The organism is Mesorhizobium sp. M1348, assembly GCF_040317925.1.
Classification (GTDB): domain Bacteria; phylum Pseudomonadota; class Alphaproteobacteria; order Rhizobiales; family Rhizobiaceae; genus Mesorhizobium.
In genome coordinates, this window is the sequence record NZ_JAMYLH010000013.1 from 63252 (window position 1) to 82245 (window position 18994).

Sequence of the window (18994 nt, forward strand, 5' to 3'; positions counted from 1 at the left end):
CATGGCGCTGCCGGGCACAAACACGACCAAGGTGGCGGCGAAGGCCAAAGAAGACGAGATCGTGCTGTCGGCGCACGACATCACGGTATCGTTCGCCGACCAAGTCGTTCTCGACAAATTGTCGCTCGATATCTGGCGCGGGGAGATTCTCGGCTTCGTCGGTGCCTCCGGTGCGGGCAAATCTGTTCTGTTGCGCACCATTCTTGGCTTGACGCGCAAGCAATCGGGAACAATCAAACTGTTCGGCGTCGACGTCGAGAAGGCAACCGAAAGGGAGCGCCTTCGCATCGACATGCGGCTTGGCGTGCTGTTCCAGCATGGCGCCCTTTTTTCGGCGCTGACGGTCCTCGAAAATGTCCAGGTGCCTATGCGCGAATATCTCGATTTGCCGAAGAGGCTGATGGACGAACTTGCCATGCTCAAGGTCGAGCTGGTCGGACTGCCTCCGGATGCGGCGGAGAAATTCCCTTCCGAGCTATCCGGCGGCATGATCAAGCGTGCCGCCTTGGCGCGCGCCCTGGCGCTCGATCCGGATATCGTCTTCCTCGACGAACCGACTTCCGGGCTCGATCCGATCAGCGCGGCTGAGTTCGACGAATTGGTCGTCAAGCTGCGCGATACGATGGATTTGACCGTGTATATGGTCACGCACGATCTCGACACGCTGTTTACCGCGTGCGACCGCGTGGCGGTGCTTGGCAACAAGAAAGTGCTGGTCGAGGGCACGATCGACGACATGCTCAGGAGCGAGGAACCCTGGGTAAAATCCTATTTCCGCGGAAAACGCGCCCGACAACTTGATCTTGCGACGCGCGCATAGCCATAAGTGAGCAATGGAAACCAGGGCCAACTACGTCATTGTCGGCATTTTCACGCTGGCCGCGATCCTCGCGGCTTTCGCTTTCGTCTATTGGACGGCGGCAATCGGCGACAAGGGTGAGACGACGGTACTGCGCGTGCGCATTCCAGGCTCCGCTTCGGGGCTCGGCCGTGGCAGCTTCGTGCTGTTCAATGGCGTCAAAGTCGGCGACGTGCGCCGTGTCTATATCGACGTCGACAATCCGACCGCTGCTATCGCCGACACCGAAATAGACCGGAATACGCCTATCACCAAGTCGACGCAGGCCGATATCGGGCTTGCCGGCCTCACCGGCCAGGCCAACATCGAGCTCAAGGGCGCCGACCCCAAAGAGCCAAAACTTCTCGATGAGGCGGAAAAGGAAGGCCGTGTCGCCGAGATCGTTGCCAACCCGTCGGCGGTCACCAATCTGCTGCAGACAGCGCAGAACATCTTCACCCGCGCCGACAAGGTCCTTTCGGAGCTCGAAGGCTTCACCAAGGATGTTCGCGGGCCGCTGACGCAGACCGTCGCCAATGTCCAGACCTTCTCCGATGCACTGGCCAGGAATTCGGACGGCGTCGACAAGTTCCTGGCCAGCGTCAGCTCGCTGGCGGACGAATTGAAGGGTGTTTCGGGCAAGCTCGACGGTACCCTGAAGGCGGCGGAAGGGCTACTCAACGCCGTCGACAAGGACCAGATCAAGAGCATCGTCGCCAATGTCGACACGGTCACTTCCAACCTCAAGGAAACCAGCAAGCAGTTCGACACGGTCATCAAGAACGTCGACACTGCGGTCGGCTCGATCAACGACTTCGCCCAGAAGACGCAAGGCACGCTGGCCAAGGTCGACGGCGTTCTCGACGGCATCGATCCGGCTGAGGTTCGCACCGCGCTGGCCAATATCCAGAAGGCCAGCGAAAACGCCAACGAGGCTGCCGCCGACATTGCCAAGGTGACCAACAAGTTCGCCAACCGAGCCGACGACATCGATGAAACCATCAAAGACGCGCACCAGCTCGCAGGACGCCTCAACGATGCCTCGGTGCGAGTCGACGGCATCCTTGCCAAGGTCGACAAACTGCTCGGCTCCGGCCAGGCCGACGGCGTCATGGCCGACGCCAGAGCGACGCTGAAATCGTTCAAGCAGGTCGCCGATACGCTGAACGCCCGCCTCGGTACCATCACCGACAATCTGGCGCGATTCTCGGGACAGGGGCTGCAAAACGTCGAAGCGCTGGTCCAGGACAGCCGTCGTTCGATCACCCGCATTGAAGAGGCGGTAACCGATCTGAGCCGCAACCCACAAAGGATCTTGTCCGGCGGCGAGGGCGAGGTCCGGCAGTTCGACGGCAGGGTGCGCCGTTGACTTCGATCCCCGACCACCGCAAGAACATAGCTTGCAGATGCGCGTTGTTTCCACGATCCGGGGGGGATCGCGTTTGAAGTCGATCAGTTCAGGCAGCATCACATCGGGTGGGTCTAAGGTTTGGGCGGTGTTGCTGGCGCTTTCGCTAGCAAGCTGCGCGGCCTTGCCTGGCGGCAGACCGGCGCCGCTGGATACGTTCGAGCTTTCGGCGCCGTCGCTGGAAGCGCGTGCCCACAGCCGTCGCCAGATCCTCATCGCCCAGCCATCGGCGCTCAAGGCGCTGGATAGCCAGAACATCGTCATCAAGCCATCGCCGCGCTCGATCCAGTATCTCAAGGGCGCGCAATGGGCCGACCGGCTGCCGATGATCGTACAGGCGCGGCTGGCAGAGACGTTCCAGCGCTCGGGCAGCTTCACCGGCGTCGGCAAGCCAGGCGAGGGGCTGGCGATCGACTATCAGGTGATCGTCGAGATCCGCTCGTTCGAGGTGCGTGTCGATGGCGGCGAACATGCCGAGGTCGAGCTGTTCGTGCGCCTGTTGAACGACCGCAACGGTGAAGTGCGCGCTTCGAAGACGTTTAGCGCCATCGCGCCCGTTTCGGGCAATGGCAACCAGGCCTATGTCGGCGCGCTCGATGCCGCGTTCGGCGATGCGGCTGGGCAAATAGTGCGCTGGACCGACACTGTGATCTAAACCGGGCTAGCTGCTATGAAGCGGCCAAAGACCGAAGCAACTCACGGAGCATATTCGACGAGCGTGTGATCTTCACCCGCAAGCTCGTCGTCGATGATTGAGCCTATGATTTCCCAATCACCTCCAGCCAGCGCCGCACCAATTTTCGGGTAGCCGATTCTTTTGCCTGCGAATCTGCCTTTGACCGCCTGCATGACTTTTCGGATTGCCTGGTAGTCAGCCTTCACGCCTTTGCCCTGCCAATGGAACTGGGTGTAGCCGTTGACGACCTGGAAAGTGCGGCTGCCTCGCTTGATTTCGGCAACGGATATGCTTCCCAGCTTGGCTGGGTCGCCCTTCAATGTCGCGCAATCCGCAGCATATGCTTCGGGAAAACGCTGCTTTATGGAAAGAGCAATTCCTTTGCCCATTTGGCACTGGCAGTTGCATCCATGCACAATGACATCGAACGTTCCGTCGAGCGCAAGCTGAAGCAGATCACCGCGAATTGTCTGCATTGCCACGAGATCCCAGCCTCTGCTCCTAGGCGCAAACATCCGGCCAAATCAAGAGATTTGCGCAGTGGAACTATCTTTTCAGTATCGGGTCTAAACTGAAAGGGCAGAACGCCCTTTCAGTTTTCCTGTCGCCCGCTTAGTGCAGGCGGCCGCTGGCGTGGGCCAGCATGGTGTAGACCTTGCCGGTATCCGAGGTCAGGTAGGTCTGTGCCATGATGTTGTCGCGGTCGTTGCGCGACACGTCCTTGAGCAGCTTTTCGAAATCGTCGCAGTAACGATCGACGGCGGCGCGGAACTCCGCCTCCGACTGATATTTGCGACGGATCTCATCGAACGTCTGCTGGCCCTTCAGCGTGTAAAGACGGCGCGTGAAGACGTCGCGCTCGCCGCGCCGGTAGCGGTTCCACAGTTCGATCGAAGCATCGTGATCGATGGCGCGTGCGATATCGACGGAGAGCGAGTTCAGCGATTCCACCACATGAAGGGGCGAACGCGCAGCGGGAGCCGGGCGCGGCGCTTCGGCAGGCGCTGCCGGCTTGGCGTCGTCTTCGCGCGATGCACCGGTCAGGAGGTCACGCACCCAACCGCCCTGCGGCGTGCGGCCGTTGGGATCGCGCTGGCGCGGCGCTTGGTCTGCGGGACGTTCGAGGTCGAGCGTGCCGCGCAGCGCCGTCTCGCCCGAAGGCGCCTGCGGTGCACGGCGCTGTTCGAGAGCCGGAGCCGGACGACGTGGCGGTTCGGCGGCGCGTGCGGCAGGCGCTTGCGGCGCCGGACGCAGGTTGCGCTGTTCCGAACTGTCGGTGCCGCGCCCAGATTTGGCAACGATTTCAGAAAGTTCCTTCAGCGCGTTGATCTGCTCGGAAACGGCACGGCGGATAGCCGTGGTTGATTCCTTTGCCTCTTCCGGCATCTCGATGACGCCTTTCTTGAGCTCAGCCCGGGTGAGGTCGAGCTCGCTCTTGATCGAGCCAGCGGTACGCCGCATCTCCTCGGTCGCATCGGCAAAGCGCTTGGTGGCCGAATCGACCACTTCGGAAATCGCGGTACGGATCTTGTCGGCGGATTCCAGCGTCTTGCCTTCGGCGTTCTGCAGTGTCTGGCCGACCAGATTCTCGAACGAGCGCATGACCCTTTCGAGATCTTCCGACTTCTTGACAAGGCCGACGGCGAGGTCCTCCAGCGACGATTGCCTTTCGAGCGTGTGCTCTAGATTGCTCTGGGCCGAGCTCAACAGGTCCGAGGCACTGGAAAGCAACCGGCTGTGCTCGTCGAACTTGGTGGCGATTGAAGCAACCTCGCGCAAGGTCGACGACGACAGCTCGGTGAGCCGCGTCGTGTTCGAATCGACCAGGCGCGCCGAACTGGCGAAGGTCTGCGCGGTCTTTTCCGTGGTCGCGGCGAAGCTTTGCGTGCTGCCGGTCAGGCGTTCGTCGACCTGGCCGAGATTGGTCGCCGCCTGCTCGATCAACTGACCGAGCTGCGAGCTGGAGGTGGTCATGCGGCCGATGAGGTCGGCAACGCTGTCGGCAAGCGTCGAGCGCGCACCTTCGACGGCCGACAGGGTTTCGGCCGTACGGCTGGCGAGGGCGTCGACGAGGGCAGCGTTTTGAGTGCGCAGCTTCTCGGTCGCACGTTCGGTGACCTCTTCCATGCTCTTTTGCAGCTCGGAGCCGCCCTGGGCGAAGCGCTCGACCAGAGGCCGTGCCGTCTCGTCCAGGATTTTCGATATTTCGGCCGAACGTGCCGCAAGCATCGTACTGAGCTCGCGAGTATTGGCACCGATGGTCTTTGCAGCGTCGTTGGTGCTCTGGCCGATATGCTGGCCGACCGCGGTGAAGGTTTCGGCGATCGTGTTGGCACGCGAGACCAGCTGCGCCTCGGCATTCGAAACCTGTTCGTTGAGCCTTTGGCCCATTGTCTCGGCGGAGTAGGCGAGGCGGTTCTCGACGCTGGCGACCTGCTCCTCGACGCGGGCGGCTGTAACAGCAGCACTCGATGCCAGGCGTTCGTCGGCACCGGCAAGCACCTGCTCGATTTCACGGGCATGGACGGCGAGTTCCTGGCCAGTCTGCCTGGCGCGTTCGGCAACCCGCTGCTCGGTGCTGGTGAAGGCGCCGACAATGGTGTCGGCATGTTCGCCGATGGCGGTGCTGCTGTCGGCGATACGGGACACCAGGCGATGATCCGCCTCCTCGAAGATGCGGCCGATCTCGGACGCGCGGGCCGAAAGTGCTTCGGACCCTTCGGCAATACGCGAGATAAGTTGCTGGTCGGCGGCATCGAAAATGCGACCGAGGTCCGACGCGCGTGCCGCGAGAGCTTCGGCGGATTCGCCGATGCGCACGCCCAGCCGCTCGTCGGCTGTTTCGAAATTGCGCAGGATGTCGCCGGCACGTGCAGCCAGCGAGTGGGCCGTTTCGATGGCGCGAGAGACCAGCCTGTGGTCCGCCGCGTCGAAGGTGCCGGCAATCTCACTTGCTCTGGCTGCCAGCTGATCGGCCGTCTCCTGGGCACGCGCAAGCAAGGTGTTCGACGTGTTGTCGACGCGGGCAATCAGTGCGCTCGACGTATCCTCGGCGCGCGCGGCAAGGCGACGATCCGCCTCTTCAAAGGTGCGGGCGATGTCCTCCGCCCTGGCGAGCAGGGCCGCCGAGGTCTGCTCGGCGCGCTCGGCGATCTTGCGGTCGGCATCGCTGAATGCCGCGCCCGCCTGCTCATGCAGCGCACTGGTGACTTCCATGACCTTCTCGCGCAGCGCCCCGGCGACGAAGACCGCGCTTCTTTCGAGCACACTGCGAACGTTGTCGACACCCGTCGACAGCGCCCGCTCCATGGTGCTGGCGCGCTCCTCGATGACGCCTGTCTGCCGGCTGAACACCTGCTCGATCTTTTCTACGTCGGCAGCGATTGCATCGGAGATGTCGGTGCTCCTGGCGGCGATCTGGTCGATATGGCCGGACAGCGAACGGTCGACATCCTTGCGCGTTTCGGCGAGCCTGGAGAGATCGTCCTGCAATGCGCGGGTCAGCATGTCGCGGCCCTCGCTCAGCTTGCCGACATGACCGGCGACGATCTCGTCGACCTCGCTGCGGCTCATTGCAAGCCTCTCCAGGTCGGCTTCCAGCGCGCGCCTGAGGATGTCGCGGCCTTCCGCCAGCTTCTCGACCTGGCCGGCAACCAGCCCATCGATGCTCGAGCGGCTTTCGGCCAGCTTGGCGAGATCGTCCTCGAGCGCCTTGGACAGGGTCGAGCGGTCCTGGACGAGCTTCTCCGCGTGGGTTGCGACCAGGCTGTTGACGTTGCCGAGATCGGCTTCCAACGCACGCGAAAACTGGGCGCGATTATCGGTCAATAGTTGCGACTGGTCGGCGATGGCGCCCCTGATCGTGTTGAGATCGGCCTCCAAGGCGCGCTTGAGGATATCGCGGCCTTCGGCCAGTTTCTCGACCTGGCCGGAAACCAGTCCGTCGATGCTCGAGCGGCTTTCGGCCAGCTTGGCAAGGTCGTCTTCGAGCGCCTTGGTCAAGGTTGAGCGATCTTCCGCCAGTTTCTCGGACTGGCCCGCAATAACATCCTTGATGGTGTTGAGATCGGCCTCCAAGGCGCGCTTGAGGATATCGCGGCCTTCGGCCAGTTTCTCGACCTGGCCGGAAACCAGCCCGTCGATGCTCGAGCGGCTTTCGGCCAGCTTGGCAAGATCGTCTTCCAGCGCGCGCTTGAGGATGTCGCGACCCTCGGCCAGCTTCTCGACCTGGCCGGAGACCAGCCCGTCGATGCTCGACCGGCTCTCTGCCAGCCTGGCGAGATCGTCCTCGAGCGCCTTCGAAAGGGCCGAACGGTCCTCGGCGAGCTTGTTCATATGATCGGAGACGACGCCCCGCACGGCCTCGAGATCGGTCTCCAGTGCCCGCGACAGCTGACCGCGATCCTCCGCCAGCTTCTCGGATTGACTGGCGATGACGCCCTTGACGGTGCTCAGATCGGCTTCGAGCGCGCGCTTGAGGATGTCGCGGCCCTCGGCCAGCTTTTCGACCTGTCCGGCAACCATCACATCGATGCTCGAGCGGCTTTCGGCCAACTTGGCGAGATCGTCTTCGAGCGCCTTCGAAAGGGTCGAACGGTCCTCTGTGAGCTTGTTCATGTGATCGGAGACAACGCCCCGCACAGTCTCCAGGTCGCTCTCCAGTGCCCGTGACAGCTGGCCACGGTCTTCCGCCAGCTTTTCGGACTGGCTGGCGATGACGCCCTTGATCGCGTTAAGGTCCGATTCAAGCGCGCGCTTGAGGATGTCGCGGCCTTCGGCCAGCTTCTCGACCTGGCCGGCAACCAGCCCATCGATGCTCGACCGGCTTTCCGCCAACTTGGCAAGATCGTCTTCAAGCGTCTTCGAGAGCAGGCTGCGGTCATCGGCGAGCCTGCCAGAATGATCGGCGATCAGGCTCCTGATGTCGGACAGGTCGTTATCGAGCGACTGGGAAAGGCCGCTGCGGTCTTGCGCCAATTTGGCCGAATGCGCCTCGATGAGGCCATTGATGCCGGCGATATCGGCTTCCAGCGCACTGGCGAGTATGGCGCGGCCCTCGGCGATCTTTTCGACTTGACCGGCGACGAGGCCGTCGATGCTGGCGCGACTCTCTGCCAGCTTGCCGAGGTCGGCCTCCAGCGCGCGCGAAAGGATGCTGCGGCCTTCGGCGAGCTTGCCGACGTGCCCGGCAACCATTTCATCAATTATCGTACGAGCTTGCACGAGTTTTCCAGAGTCTTCGTTCAAGGCCTGGGCAAGCCTGTTGCGACCCTCTTCAAGGCTTTCGAGATGGCTGCCCAGCGAAGCGTCGATCGCTGCGCGTGATTCGTTTACCTTGCGCAGATCCTCCTCAAGGGCGCGCGAGATCAGGCTGCGGCCTTCGGCAAGCTTCTGCACCTGGTTGGCCACCGCTGCGTCGATTTCGGCGCGACCCTCGGCGAACTTCGCCAGATCGGCCTGCATTGCCGCCGCCATCCGGTCGCGGCTTTCGGAAAGCTTGTGGCTGTGGTTTTCGACGGCTTCCTCGATGCCGGCGCGAGCCTCGGCAAGCCGCTGGATGTCTGTATCGAAGGAACGCGATACGACATGGCGCGCCGCCTCCATGCGCCCGGCGAAATCGCCGGCGCGGGCTTCAAGCATGGTCGAGGTCGACGAAATGATGTCGGCCATGTCGGCGCCGATCTGGGTCTTGCCCTGATCGATCATCGCCGACAGCGTCTCCTTGCTATCCTGGAAGGTGTGGGCGATTTCGCGCGCGCGCTCGACCAGCGTCTCGTTGATCTGGCGTGCGCGAGCCTCCAGCGCGGCGTTGAGCTTCTGCGTACCGGTGTCGAGCGCCTCGGCGCGGGTCTGGAACTCGCTGATAAGCGCCTGGCCACGTTCAGCAAGCGTCCGCTCGATGCCGTTAAGGCTGGCTTCGAATTCGGAATTGAGCGTACGCGCGGCACCGCCGAGCAGCGACACCATGCCGGTCGTGCGGTCGTCGAGCAGGTCGGTCAGCGACCGCGTCAGGCCATCGGTGGTGTCCGTCAGTTTGGCGATGCGGGTGTCGAGCAGGCTGGCGAAGGCCTCGCCCGACGTCGACAGCCGGTCGGTGATCGATTCGAGCCGGCCTTCCACCGAATCGAAGATCGACATCGAGCTCCCGTTGATCCTGTCGATCAGCGTGTCGCCGGATTCGTTGATCGTCATCGACAGCTTGGTCGAGGCGTTGAGAATGCTGTCGCGAATGATATCGCTGGCGGCGTTGATCTCGTCCTTCAGCGTCTCGTGGGCGCCGGTGATCGAGGCGCGCACGCGCTCGGCATGGGTGACGACCGCTTCGCGCTCGCTGCCCAGCCCGTCGACCAGCGAGCGGATGCGGGACTCGTTCTCGGAGTAGGAGCGCTCGATCTGGTTCACCTCGCCGTGAACCAGCGTTTCGAGCTCGACGGCACGCGCAAGCGTGCGTTCGATGCCTTCGCCCATGGCCGCCACCTCGCGGCGAACCGCTTGGCCGATCATCATGACGCGATCCTGGGCAAGATTTTCCGGCTCGGCCAGACGGAAGGCCACCTCGGTCATCGACTGCGCGGCAAGGCGCATCTCCTGAGCGCGGCGAATCATCACGGCGAATGCCCAGAACAGGATGACGGGCACGATTGCCGCGACCGCCAGGCCGATCAGCTCGGGACGGGCGAAAAACTGATCGAAGGTGCGGATGTTCCAGATGCCAGGTCCGAACAACAGGTTCGCAAGGCCACCAGCGCCGGCGATCCAGGCCAGCGAAACGAAAGCCACGACCCAATAGATCGTGTTCGAGGCGCGCCGATTGAGGGTGTGCAGGAGCGTCTTATAGTCTTTTTGACGATCGTCGTTGGCCGGCGAGAAAGCGGCCGGCTGCGAGCCATTGCGCGTTGCGACAGGACGCAACTCGGCCGGCTTGGCTTTTGGCGCGGGATTTGCGTTCTGGCTTTGATTGGCGGCAGGTGCCGCGTTCTGGGCTTGGTCGGGGGCAGGTGCTTCGTTCTGGCTGCGACCTTCGCGCGCCAGTTCGTCGGCGGCTTGCGATATTTGCGCTTCCAGATCTTCCATGGATGCCGCGATGTCGAAGTCGCCGCCGGCATCGCCGCTCAGATCGATATCAAGTGCCTTTTCGAGTTCCCTGGCTACGTCGCTGTCGAGCGTTCTTGTCGTCGTTGGTTTCTTCGCCATGCCTTCGCTACCCTGTACAAGCTGCCGCGGGACTTATGGTTCTGCTTATTGATTCTGCCTAGCGTGTCCCGCGCAGGAGGCTGAAAATGGACCTGTCGTATCGTAATGACACAGCCGGGTAAAGAAAACATGCATTCCGCCCGATACGTAAAACTTTAAATATAGGGTTAACACAGCCGTGATTCCGGCGCCGTTATCGCGACATTTTTCCGGGCCAATCATTAACCCGTTGTCCACCGGATACGCCTAGTTTTTGCGGCGGTCGAAGAACGGAGTCTCAAAGTGATACGTGGCGAAAACGGCATTGCCTTCTCGATGCCCGGCGGCGACGTGTCGGGGACAGCCGGGGCGCGGCCGATCGACCTGGCGCATCTTGCGCGCCAGACGATGGGCGATCGGAGCCTCGAGCAGGAGGTGTTGGCTCTGTTCGTGCAGCAGGCGCTGTCGGTGCGCGACAAGATCGTCGATGCGGATGTCAGGCAGCGGCTGCTATTGGCACACGGGCTCAAAGGCTCGGCGCGCGGGGTCGGCGCCTTCGCCATTGCCGATTGCGCCAGTGCGATCGAATGCCGGCCCGAAGACGCCAGCACGCTGAAGCGGCTTGGCTCGCTGATCGAAGAAGTACGCGACTTCGTCGCCGCCATCAGCCGATAGAACTTATTCCCAAAACGCCACGCAGCGGCGCTTTCGCGCCGCAGTTGACTTGTCCGGCAGAGTGATTATGTCGGCTCAGACTCCCTTCAGGTGACAAATGACCAAGCTGACCTTCATCGCCCATGACGGCACGCATTTTGACGTGGATGCCGAAAACGGCTCGACCGTCATGGAAAATGCGATCCGCAATGCGGTGCCGGGAATAGAAGCGGAATGCGGCGGCGCCTGCGCCTGCGCGACCTGCCATGTTTATGTCGACGAAGCCTGGACGGCGGAGGTCGGCGAGCCGGAAGCCATGGAAGAGGACATGCTGGATTTCGCCTACGAGGTCCAGCCGAACTCACGGCTGTCATGTCAGATCAAGGTGCGCGACGCCCTCGACGGGCTGGTCGTGCGCGTGCCGGCTCGCCAGGGCTGACGCCGATTTTTGCCGCTGCCGCTTGGCAGCGGGCCAATGGTCATGCAGTGTCGCGCCGTTTTCCCATAAAGGCGCATGCTTCATGACAGCTCTCACCAAGACGGACGTACTCATTGTCGGGGCAGGGCCTGTCGGCCTGTTTGCCGTATTCGAGCTCGGCCTCTTCGACATGAAGTGCCATCTGATCGACATACTCGACCGGCCCGGCGGGCAGTGCGCCGAACTCTATCCGGAAAAGCCGATCTACGACATTCCGGGTTGGCCCTCGATCTCGGCGCAAGGTCTGGTCGACAAGCTGCTTGAGCAGATCGCGCCGTTCAAGCCCGAATTCACCTATAGCCGCATGGTTTCGAGCCTGGAAAGACTGGAGGACGGCAGTTTCCGCGTCACTTCCGACGAAAACGAGGTGTTCGAAGCCAAAATAGTAGTGATCGCCGCCGGCGGCGGCTCTTTCCAGCCGAAGCGGCCGCCGATTCCGGGCATCGAACCCTATGAAGGCAAGAGCGTGTTCTACTCGGTGCGCCGGATGGAGGACTTTCGCGGTCATGACCTCGTCATCGTCGGCGGCGGCGATTCGGCGCTCGACTGGACGCTGAATCTGCAGCCGGTGGCCAAGAGCGTGACGCTGGTGCACCGGCGGCCCGAATTCCGGGCAGCGCCCGACAGCGTCAACAAGATGTATGCCATGCAGGAGATGAAGGAGCTGGAATTCCAGGTTGGACAGGTGACTGGCCTGACCGGCAACGACGGCCAACTCGCCTCCGCCATCATCAAGGGGCCGGAGGGCGATATCGAAGTGCCGTGTACGCGGATGCTGCCGTTCTTCGGCCTGACGATGAAGCTCGGCCCAATCGCCGAATGGGGCCTCAATCTCCACGAGAACCTGATCCCGGTCGACACCGAAAAATTCCAGACGTCGGTGCCCGGCATCTTCGCCGTCGGCGACATCAACTGGTATCCCGGCAAGTTGAAGCTGATCCTGTCGGGCTTCCATGAGGTCGCTCTAATGGCGCAAGCAGCCAAGCGCATCGTCAGCCCCGGCGAGCGCATTGTATTCCAGTATACGACCTCGTCGACCAGTCTGCACAAGAAGCTCGGCGTGGTCGACTGAACCTCACTATACGCTCGTCGGGCCGGTCTACTCCGCCAAGGCTGGGGCCACAGCCTCGGCATGGCCGCGAAGCGTTTTTTCCGGCATCAGCCAGAGCGTGATGAACGACAGCAGCAAGGTCGCGGCCGCGGCAAGAAAGATCATCACGAACGGTATGGCGGAGGCGATATGGCCGGCCGGCTGCGTGCCTTCGCTGGCCAGCGGCAGCCCGTAACCAAGGGCGACGGCACCAAGCATGGCGACGCCAAGCGCGCTGCCCAGCGAGCGCAGGAAGGCGAGCACGCCGGTCGCTACGCCAAGGTGCATGCGATCGACGGCGTTCTGGACCGAGACGGTGGCAACGGGAAAGGTCGTGCCTGTGCCCAGCCCTATGCAGGTCGTCAACACCTCGACAAGCAATAGCGAGGCATTCCCGGCGATCAGGCTGAGCACGCCGAGGCACAGGATCGAGAAAACGGTGCCGATCATGGCAATGCGCTTATAGTGGAAAAAGCGCGGGATCATTCGCGCGCTGAACGTCGCACCGGCCACCGTGCCGAGCATCAGCCCAAGCAACGCGGTGCCCGATTCGCTGACTGACAGGCCGACGACCGATTGCAGGTAGACCGGCAGATAGACCGACAAGCCGACATTGGCGGCCTGCAGCAGGAACATCGACAACGTGCCGGCGAGAACGATCGGATTGCCGAGCACTTCGAGCGAGATCAGCGGTTCGGCCGCGCGCATCAGCCGCAGCGCGAACGCGCTCCAGAACACCGCCGAGCAGGCGAGCAGCCCAAGGATTTCAGGTGACAGCCACGGATACTCGCTGCCGCCCCAGTTCAAGGCAAGCAGCAGCAGCGAGGTGGCCGCGACCAGAAGCAGCGCGCCGAGGCCGTCGATGCGGTGATGCTTTGCGGCGATCGGCAGCTTCTTGAGCGGGTTGTTGATGATCGCCATCGCCAGCAGCCCGAGCGGAATGTTGATCCAGAAGATCAGCGACCAATGCAGATGTTCGGCGAAGGTGCCGCCGAGCAGCGGCCCGGCGATGCTGGCGACAGCCCAGGTGCCCGAGATCCAGGCGGCGTAGCGAGCCCGCTCGCGCGGCGGGACGAGGTCGCCGATCACGGTCTGCGTCAGGGCGAAAAGACCGCCGCCACCGGCGCCCTGGATCGCCCGGCCGACAACCAGGACCAGCATGTTGGGCGCCGTGGCGCTAACCAGCGACCCGGCGAGAAAGATCAGGATTGCCGCATAGACGGTCGGCCGGCGGCCATAGATGTCGGAGATCTTGCCGTAGAGCGGCGCCACGGCGGTCGCGGTCAGCAGATAGCCGGTCACGATCCACGGCAGATATTCGGCATGCCCGAGCAGACGTGCCATCGTCGGCATCGCCGGCGCAACGATGGTCTGGTCGAGCGCCGCCAGCAGCATCGACAAAAGCACGCCGCCGATAATGGCGTTTTTCTCGGTTTCGGTCAGCGGCGTGCTGGTTTCCACCATCGCTTGCTTGTCAATAGCCTGGTCCATATCCATTCATCCATTACACTTGCATGCACGTCCGGGACGGCTGGAGTGCGTCGAGTGTGCAGATTGGCCCGTGTACTCGTGCCTTTGGGACTGAGCCTTGCGAACTTGACATATGTCGTTCGCTATAGGCCGATTTCGACAGCGGCTCGAAAGTTTTTCGAAGCTGGCACCATGCTTCGGCAAAATTGGCTTTGTTCCAAATTGGCTTTGTCCAACGACGCGGAGTTCAGCCGGGAGCGAGCCGGCCGTTCTCAATGCGCTCGATGCGATAGTGCAAGAGCCGCAGGATACGGCTTTGGAAATTGACGCTTTCGACACGATCGAAGCGCATCTGCTCCTGGTCGTGCTTGGCAAGCATGACCGCTGTAATTTTCGCGGCCTTGGCCTTGGCCAGTTCGCAGGTCTTTTCCGGGTAGCTTGCCTTCAGGGCGTCTTCGAGTTCGCGGCCATGGTTCTTGGCAATCTCGACGTGGCGCTCCTCATGGCGCTTGATGTCGGCGGATAACGTATCCCAGAACAGCCTGACGCCGGCATCGGCTTTGCGCGGACGGCGCCACTGCGGAAGGATCACCTTGACCTTGACGGTGACGACAGCGTCGGCAATCCAGCACGAGCCCGGGTTTTGCGCATAGCTGACGCGGGTGGTGAACGCCATCTGGGTAGCGCCTGGATGCCGCGACCCGGTGCTTTTCACCTGAGGCCCGAGTCTCGACAGCTGGCTCTCGATGTCGTCGAGCGTCCTGCCGCCGATCGGGAAATAACTATATGTCTTGACGAGAGTTGCAGCGCCGGCCGGGAATGCGGTCAGCGCGAACATCAGCGCGCAGAGGAGGGATCGTTTCATCGTGTTGCCTCTTTCCCCACCTTGCTTTACCGCCGTCCTCGGCGCAACGGAATTGATCCCCGGCCACGCCGCGGGATCGAACATGGTTGATGGGCAATGATGACAGGGCGATGGCAGCTGGCGCATGGGCGCCATCTCGACCTTGGCAGTAAGGCCGTGGTCGTCGGCATCCTCAACGTCACGCCGGACAGTTTTTCCGACGGCGGCCTGTTCGATGTGCCGGAAAAAGCGGCGGCCCAGGCGCGCCGCATGGTGGAGGAGGGGGCCTCCGTCATCGACATCGGCGGAGAATCGACACGTCCCGGGGCGTCTGCGGTCTCCGCAAAGGAAGAGCAGGCCCGCATATTGCCGGTCATCGAGGCGCTCGCGACGTCTGGCGGAATGCTGATCTCGGTCGATACCTATCGCGAGGATACGGCCCGGCTTGCCGTCCAAGCCGGCGCACATATCGTCAATGACGTCTGGGGCCTGCAGCGCGAACCGGGCATTGCCCGCGTCGCGGCCGAAACAGGCGCTGGGCTTGTCGCCATGCACACGGGACGGGACCGGCAGAAACTGCCCGACGTGATTGCCGATCAGCTCTTCTTCCTCAGAAAGTCGCTGGAAATCGCGCGGAGGAGCGGTGTTGCCGACGATCATATCGTGCTCGATCCGGGCTTCGGCTTCGCCAAGGAGACGGCCGCGGAAAATCTTGACCTGATGGCACGGTTTTCCGAGCTTCGTGCGCTGGGTTTTCCACTGATGGCCGGCACATCGCGAAAGCGCTTTATCGGCACCGTCACCGGCCGCGACGCGGCCGCAAGGGCCGCCGGAACCGCGGCCACCAGCGTAATCCTGAGGCTCAAAGGCGCGCATCTTTTTCGCGTACACGATGTCGCAATCAACGTGGACGCGTTGGCCATCGCCGATGCTATGCTGGCACGTGAGATCGGGGAAAGCTGAGCCATGTATGTCATCCGCATGAAGAACTGCGCCTTCTTTGCCCGGCATGGTGTGCTGGACGAAGAAGAGACGCTCGGCCAGCGCTTTTATGTCGATGCGGCACTCACGGTGGATCCCGGGCGGGCACTGGTCGAGGATTCCATCGAGGACACCGTCAATTACGGCATCGCCTTTGCAGTCATCGAAAAGATCATTACCGGCGAGCGGCGCTTTCTGATCGAAGCGCTGGCGCTCGAAGTGGCGAGGGCGCTGACGGCGCGGTTCCCGCAGATCAAAAAGGCCGAGATCACGGTGCGCAAGCCGAACGCCCCGGTGCCGGGTGTGCTCGATCATGTCGAGGTGACCGTTGTCTGGCCAGAATAATACCGTCTATCTCAGCCTTGGCGGCAATCTCGGTGATCCGGCAAAGTCGATGGCTGCGGCACTGGGCATTCTGGATGCCGACGAGAGCACGCGCGTCATTGCCGTTTCGTCGCTCTACCGCACGCCGCCCTGGGGCAAGCTCGATCAGCCGGATTTCCTCAACGCGGCGGCCGAAATCTCGACCGCGCTCGCGCCGCGGGCTTTGCTCGACCTTTGCCTCGACGCCGAGCGAAAACTGAAGCGGGTGCGCGAGGAGCGCTGGGGTCCACGCCTGATCGATATCGACATTCTGGTGTTCGGCGACCGCATCATCCACGAGACCGGACTGGAGGTGCCGCATCCGCGCATGCTGGAGCGCGCCTTCGTGCTGGCGCCGCTGGCAGAAATTGCGCCAGAGCTTGTGGTCGACGGCAAGAGCGTGTCGGAGCGGCTGGCCGCCGTCGACACGTCGGGCATTGAACGGTTACCGTCGGGCCAGGATTGGTGGAAGACCTGACGCTGCCGCCATCGGTGCCTGAATCAGCCGGAAAACCCACCTCCGTCGAGGAACATTTGTTCGTCTGGTGTCGTCTCGCGGCCAAGCATCCTGTTTCGATGCGGAAAGCGGCCGAAGCGCTGGATGATGTCGCGATGCTCGATCGCATATTTCAGGTAGGAGGGGGCTTTGGCGGCGGTAAGCTCCATCGATCTGAGCTGATCGGCGAGGTCCTCCGAATGCTCATAGGGCAAATAAAGAAAGACGCGGAGGTTTTCGTCGAGCGCCAGGTCATGGCCGGCGGCGATCGCTTTCCGGGCGAAATGCCGCGCCAGCGGGTCCGTGGCGTACATGTGGCCGGTGCCGCGAAAGCAGTTTCGCGGAAACTGGTCGAGCAGGATCATCAGTGCCAGCGACCCTTCGGCGTGTTCAGACCAGCCGTCGCATTCGCAGCGCGCGGCGGCGAAGTGCAGATCGAAAAACCGGGTGCGGAAGTCGGTATCAAAGGCGTCGTTCTTCTCGAACCACGCGTCCTCCCCCGCGTCGCGCCAGAATCCGGCGACGGAGAGAGCGCGCTCGTCCAGTTCGTTCATCATTCGCGTCGTTCCAAGGTTTAATCGGCCGGTTCGGATTTCTGCAGCACGCCGGCGGTCTCTTCGTTGAGCGCCTGGCCCGCGCGCCGTGGCGTGCTGAGCGGCGTCGGGATGGGCGTGCCGATATTGCCTTTGAGGAAACGCCGCCCGGCGCGAATGCCTTCGGCCTGTTGAAGTTCGAAACGGGCAGCATCGCGGCGGCGGACGTCCTCGACTACCTCGGCGACCTCTTCCGGGTCGACGCCGAGGGCTTCCAGGGTCGAGCCGCCGAAGACAAGCGCCGATTCGAACGTCTCGCGGAGCTGATAGTCGACGCCGGCACGAATGAGCTGCAACGCCGTGCCGCGGTCGAAGGCCCGTGCCAGCACTGTCAGCAAGGGAAACTCCGCCTTGATCAGTTCCGCGATGCGCACGGCGGCATCGGGCTTGTCGACACAGATCAACACGGCGCGTGCCCGCCCGGCTCCCGCGGCCCGCAGGATGTCCAGCCGCGTGCCATCGCCATAATAGACCTTGAAGCCGAAATCGGCTGCCGCCTGGATCATTTCGACCTCATTGTCGATGATCGATACGTCGATCCCGCGCAACAAAAGCGGCTGGCTGGCGATCTGGCCGAACCGGCCAAAGCCGATGATCAGCACGCTGCCGGTCAGGCCGTTGGCGACATCGACGCCCTCGAGCGACTGCTCGTCGCGCGGCGTCAGATACCGCAGGGCTATGATTGCCAACGGCGTCAGCACCATGGAAATGATGACGATGGCGGTCAGCATCGCATTGGCCTGGCTATCGATGATGCCCACCGCCGCCGCTGCGGAATAGAGGACGAAGGCGAATTCGCCGCCTTGCGCCATGAAGACCGCGCGTTCGAGCGCTTCCCGGTGGCCGGTTTTGAGGACGCGGGCAACGATATAGATGCCGATCGCCTTCATCAGCATGTAGGCGACGACATAAATGGCAATGAGCTGCCAGTTGACGACGACCACATGCAGGTCGAGCGACATGCCGACGGCGAGGAAGAACAGCCCGAGCAAAATGCCGCGGAACGGTTCGATGTCGGCCTCCAGCTGGTGGCGGAAGGTCGATTCCGACAAAAGCACGCCGGCCAGGAAGGCGCCCATTGCCATCGACAGGCCGGAAAGCTGCATGGCAAGCGCTGACCCGAGAACGACCAGGAGGGCGGCAGCGGTCATCACCTCACGGGCGCGCGCATCCGCCAGGATACGAAAGAACGGATTGAGCAGATAGCGCCCGGCAAGCACCAGCCCGACGATCGCGGCAAGGCCGATGCCGACCTCCGTCAACCGATCCGACAGGCTCATATCGGCGCCGCCCGGCGCGAGGAAGGCGATCAGCGCCAGCAGCGGCACGATGGCCAGGTCTTCCAAAAGCAGGACCGAAACGATGCGCTGGCCCTTGGGCGTGGCCAGTTCGCCGCGTTCTTCCAGCAATTGGATGACGATGGCCGTCGAGGTGAGCACGAAACCGGCGCCGGCGACGAAGGATTGCGCGATCGGAAAACCTCCCGCCAGCCCGACGCCGGTCAGTAGGACCGCGCAGACGCCGACCTGCAGCGCGCCAAGCCCGAAAATCTCGCGGCGCAGGCCCCATAGCCGTGACGGCTGCATTTCCAGCCCGATGATGAACAGGAACATGACGACGCCGAGTTCGGCGACATGAAGAATGGCTTCCGATTCGGAAAAAATGCGCAGTCCGAACGGGCCGATCACGACACCGGCCGCCAAATAGCCGAGGATGGAGCCGAGTCCCATGCGCCTGAAGATCGGTACCGCAACGACGCCGGCGGCAAGCAGCGCCACCACCTGAATCAGATCGCCGTTGGATGCCTCTGCCGCCATGCCTGCCGTTCCGCTCTCTTGGGAGTCAAGCGGCCAAGATAGGGGCTTCGGGGCGGATCGAACAGTGCGAATGCGGCGCATTGTGAAGGCGATATTGCAGGCGCACTGCACAG

15 protein-coding genes are annotated in these 18994 nt (G+C 62.7%); 9 read left to right on the forward strand and 6 right to left on the reverse strand.

Features of this window, described 5'->3' with window-relative positions:
• Position 1: 1 nt before the first annotated feature.
• The 3 genes from NKH13_RS21150 to NKH13_RS21160 are packed head-to-tail and all read left to right on the forward strand — an operon-like array spanning position 2 to position 2901.
• On the forward strand, positions 2-820 hold the full coding sequence (locus tag NKH13_RS21150) for an ABC transporter ATP-binding protein (RefSeq protein ID WP_352720990.1): 819 nt from the start codon (positions 2-4) through the stop codon (positions 818-820).
• A gap of 13 nt (positions 821-833) precedes the next feature.
• The gene (locus tag NKH13_RS21155) at positions 834-2207 is read left to right on the forward strand and encodes an MlaD family protein (RefSeq protein WP_352720992.1); all 1374 of its coding nucleotides are present in this window, start codon (positions 834-836) and stop codon (positions 2205-2207) included.
• Positions 2208-2244: 37 nt separating this feature from the next.
• Positions 2245-2901, forward strand: a complete 657-nt coding sequence (locus tag NKH13_RS21160; protein ID WP_352720994.1) for an ABC-type transport auxiliary lipoprotein family protein — start codon at positions 2245-2247, stop codon at positions 2899-2901.
• Positions 2902-2942: 41 nt separating this feature from the next.
• Here the strand turns inward: NKH13_RS21160 and NKH13_RS21165 are convergent, their stop codons facing one another.
• Both NKH13_RS21165 and NKH13_RS21170 read right to left on the reverse strand, forming a co-directional pair.
• Positions 2943-3398 carry a macro domain-containing protein gene (locus NKH13_RS21165; protein ID WP_352720995.1) on the reverse strand — a complete coding sequence of 152 codons (456 nt, stop codon included), beginning with the start codon at positions 3396-3398 and terminating at the stop codon, positions 2943-2945.
• 136 nt (positions 3399-3534) lie between these two features.
• Positions 3535-10116 (reverse strand): apolipoprotein A-IV repeat region-like domain-containing protein, encoded by a 6582-nt coding sequence (locus NKH13_RS21170; RefSeq protein WP_352914199.1) that lies wholly within the window; start codon positions 10114-10116, stop codon positions 3535-3537.
• A 285-nt stretch (positions 10117-10401) separates the two neighbouring features.
• On the opposite strand from NKH13_RS21170, the gene NKH13_RS21175 reads away from it, so the two are divergent.
• From NKH13_RS21175 to NKH13_RS21185, 3 genes are all read left to right on the forward strand, one after another.
• Positions 10402-10770 carry an Hpt domain-containing protein gene (locus tag NKH13_RS21175; RefSeq protein ID WP_292660938.1) on the forward strand — a complete coding sequence of 123 codons (369 nt, stop codon included), beginning with the start codon at positions 10402-10404 and terminating at the stop codon, positions 10768-10770.
• A gap of 97 nt (positions 10771-10867) precedes the next feature.
• Complete coding sequence (locus NKH13_RS21180) at positions 10868-11188, forward strand: 2Fe-2S iron-sulfur cluster-binding protein (RefSeq protein WP_023674833.1); 321 nt, start codon at positions 10868-10870, stop codon at positions 11186-11188.
• A gap of 82 nt (positions 11189-11270) precedes the next feature.
• Positions 11271-12299, forward strand: coding sequence for an NAD(P)/FAD-dependent oxidoreductase (locus NKH13_RS21185; protein ID WP_352720107.1), 1029 nt, complete (start codon positions 11271-11273; stop codon positions 12297-12299).
• A gap of 27 nt (positions 12300-12326) precedes the next feature.
• Here the strand turns inward: NKH13_RS21185 and NKH13_RS21190 are convergent, their stop codons facing one another.
• A complete protein-coding gene (locus NKH13_RS21190) occupies positions 12327-13808 on the reverse strand; it encodes an MDR family MFS transporter (RefSeq protein WP_352914202.1) in 1482 nt (493 codons plus the stop codon).
• Between the two features lie 226 nt (positions 13809-14034).
• A complete protein-coding gene (locus NKH13_RS21195) occupies positions 14035-14652 on the reverse strand; it encodes a DUF922 domain-containing Zn-dependent protease (protein WP_352720111.1) in 618 nt (205 codons plus the stop codon).
• Between the two features lie 96 nt (positions 14653-14748).
• On the opposite strand from NKH13_RS21195, the gene folP reads away from it, so the two are divergent.
• Genes folP through folK form a run of 3 tightly spaced genes read left to right on the forward strand, consistent with a single transcriptional unit; the run spans position 14749 to position 16453 of the window.
• On the forward strand, positions 14749-15594 hold the full coding sequence (gene folP, locus NKH13_RS21200; RefSeq protein ID WP_352914205.1) for a dihydropteroate synthase: 846 nt from the start codon (positions 14749-14751) through the stop codon (positions 15592-15594).
• Positions 15595-15597: 3 nt separating this feature from the next.
• On the forward strand, positions 15598-15957 hold the full coding sequence (gene folB / locus NKH13_RS21205; RefSeq protein WP_023674838.1) for a dihydroneopterin aldolase: 360 nt from the start codon (positions 15598-15600) through the stop codon (positions 15955-15957).
• A complete protein-coding gene (gene folK, locus NKH13_RS21210; protein WP_352720115.1) occupies positions 15941-16453 on the forward strand; it encodes a 2-amino-4-hydroxy-6-hydroxymethyldihydropteridine diphosphokinase in 513 nt (170 codons plus the stop codon). Before folB ends, folK begins: the two co-directional genes overlap by 17 nt.
• A 23-nt stretch (positions 16454-16476) precedes the next feature.
• Here folK and NKH13_RS21215 read toward each other — a convergent pair whose 3' ends face one another.
• Positions 16477-17028 carry a DUF924 family protein gene (locus tag NKH13_RS21215; protein WP_502908354.1) on the reverse strand — a complete coding sequence of 184 codons (552 nt, stop codon included), beginning with the start codon at positions 17026-17028 and terminating at the stop codon, positions 16477-16479.
• A gap of 17 nt (positions 17029-17045) precedes the next feature.
• Positions 17046-18881, reverse strand: a complete 1836-nt coding sequence (locus NKH13_RS21220; protein ID WP_352914209.1) for a monovalent cation:proton antiporter-2 (CPA2) family protein — start codon at positions 18879-18881, stop codon at positions 17046-17048.
• Positions 18882-18994: the final 113 nt, after the last annotated feature.